Annotated in this window: 2 protein-coding genes; one reads left to right on the forward strand and one right to left on the reverse strand. The window is 63.7% G+C overall.

Annotated features, from left to right (window positions below; all coding sequences use genetic code 11):
- Positions 1 to 49: 49 nt before the first annotated feature.
- Positions 50 to 1,291, reverse strand: coding sequence for a phosphopentomutase (locus tag EN925_RS33045; RefSeq protein WP_013533691.1), 1,242 nt, complete (start codon positions 1,289 to 1,291; stop codon positions 50 to 52).
- A gap of 251 nt (positions 1,292 to 1,542) precedes the next feature.
- Between EN925_RS33045 and EN925_RS33050 the strand changes: the two genes are divergently transcribed.
- Positions 1,543 to 2,119: PhnD/SsuA/transferrin family substrate-binding protein (locus tag EN925_RS33050; RefSeq protein WP_164894559.1), on the forward strand; the 577-nt coding region annotated here is incomplete at its 3' end.

The following is a 2,119-nucleotide window of genomic DNA, read 5'->3' on the forward strand; positions in this document are numbered from 1 at the left end:
TTCCAGAACCGGCTGAAGTCCGCGCCGGACGGTTTCGACCTCCGGTAACTCAGGCATGACCGCCGATCGCCGCATAGAAAGAAGTGCCGTAGCGTCCGGGCGCCAGCCCGAGATGCTCGGCCACGGTTTCGCCGATGTCGGCGAATGTCGTTCTCAGTCCGATGTCGCCGCCCTTGAGACCCGGTCCAGTGCCGATCACCGGAACGCGCTCGCGCGTGTGATCGGTCCCGGCCCAGGTAGGGTCGTTGCCGTGGTCGGCCGTCAGGATGAGAAGATCGCCCTGCCGCAGCCTCGCAAATGCCTCCGGCAGCCGCAGGTCGAAGGCCTCGAGCGCTGCAGCATAGCCCGCGACATCGCGGCGGTGACCGAATTCGGTGTCGAAGTCGACGAAATTGGCGAAGACGAGGTCACCGTCGCCGGCATCATCCATCGCACCCAGCGCTTCGTCGAACATAGCCATGTTGCCTGCCGCCTTGCGCACTTGCGAAATTCCGCGATGGGCGAAGATGTCGCCGATCTTGCCGACGGCGATGACACGGCTGCCACGCGCCGTCAGCCGGTCGAGCAGGGTCGGTTCCGGCGGGGGCACGGCGTAGTCATGACGGTTGTATGTCCGCTCGAAAGTGGCGGTGGTTTCGCCGACGAACGGCCGCGCGATCACCCGTCCGATCCTGAGCGGGTCAACCAGCCTGCGCACCACCTGGCAGAATTCATAAAGCCGATCGAGGCCGAAATGGACTTCATGCGCGGCGATTTGCAGGACCGAGTCGACCGACGTGTAGCAGATCGGCTTGCCGGTCCGGATGTGTTCCTCGCCAAAGCGCTCGATGATTTCGGTGCCCGGCGCATGGCAATTGCCGAGAATGCCCGGCACCTTGCCTTCGCGGATCATCGCCTCGGTCAGTTCGGCCGGAAAGGCGGGAACCGTATCCGGGAAATAGCCCCAGTCGAGGCGCACCGGCAGGCCGGCGATCTCCCAATGGCCCGACGGCGTGTCCTTGCCGCTCGAAACCTCCTGTGCGGCGCCGTGAAAGGCAGTTGGGAGCAGATCCGTCCCGCTGCTGGCAAAGCCCAGCCCCGTTGCGGTTTCGGCAGCCTTGCCAAGCCCGAGCGAGGCCATCTGGGGGACAAACAGCGGTCCACTGCGAAGCCCTTCGCGATCCGCGCGGCCCTCTGCACAGGCTTCTGCGATGTGCGCGAATGTGTTGGCGCCGGCGTCGCCGTAGCGGTCGGCGTCGGCCGCTCCACCGATGCCGAAGGAGTCCAGAACGAAGAGGAAAGCGCGTGCCATCGAGTTGTTGCCAGTTTGACCGACCAGACATAGGGTTCCGCGACTTCATTGGCAATTCGGAAACCAAACGGCAACGGCTTGGCGTGATAGTCTGGTGCATGTCGCCCAAAAGTGCGCAGCGGTTTTGGGATAACGACATGCACAAACAGAGATGCATGTCGCCCAACGGTGCGCAGCGGTTTTGGGCTGCGATATGCACAAATGCTCCGGGCATGGGCATGAATCGAGGACAACAGACCGTGGTTCCTGTCATGAGGGTTGCGCTGAAGACTTATGCCGCTCTCATGCTGGCGCAGGTCGCGCTCTGGTCAAATCCGGCGCATGCCGACTGGCGCGACGATATCGGCACGTTTCGCATCGGCATCGTTGCCGAGCCAGGCGCCGGCAACTCCGTTCCGGGGCTGGCACTGTTGACCGACGCCTACACCAAGGCCTTGGGCATGAAGGTCGAGTTTGTCGTTGCCCGCAACTATGCCGCGCTGATCGAGGCGCAGGCCAATGCCCGCATCGAATATGCGATCTATTCGGCCACCGCATATGCGACGGCCTCGCAGCGCTGCTTATGTATCGAACCGCTTGTGGCTCCGGTCGATTCAGACGGCGCGATCGGCATCCGCTCGGTTCTGCTGACGCGGGACGGCAAGCTGCCCGACCTTGCGGCGATGGACAGCCATCGTATCGCCATGGCGCCTCCTGACAGCGTCGGCGGTTCTCTCTTGCCATTGGCGGCGTTGGCGGCGGAAGGCCGCAAGATCGCGGAAGATGCACCGTTTCTGGTCCATGCCGATTCGGCCGCGGCGGCCGAATCGGCATGGACCAGAAACGGTG

Source organism: Mesorhizobium sp. M7A.F.Ca.US.006.04.2.1 (assembly GCF_004022915.1).
In the GTDB taxonomy this organism is placed as follows: Bacteria; Pseudomonadota; Alphaproteobacteria; order Rhizobiales; family Rhizobiaceae; genus Mesorhizobium; species Mesorhizobium ciceri.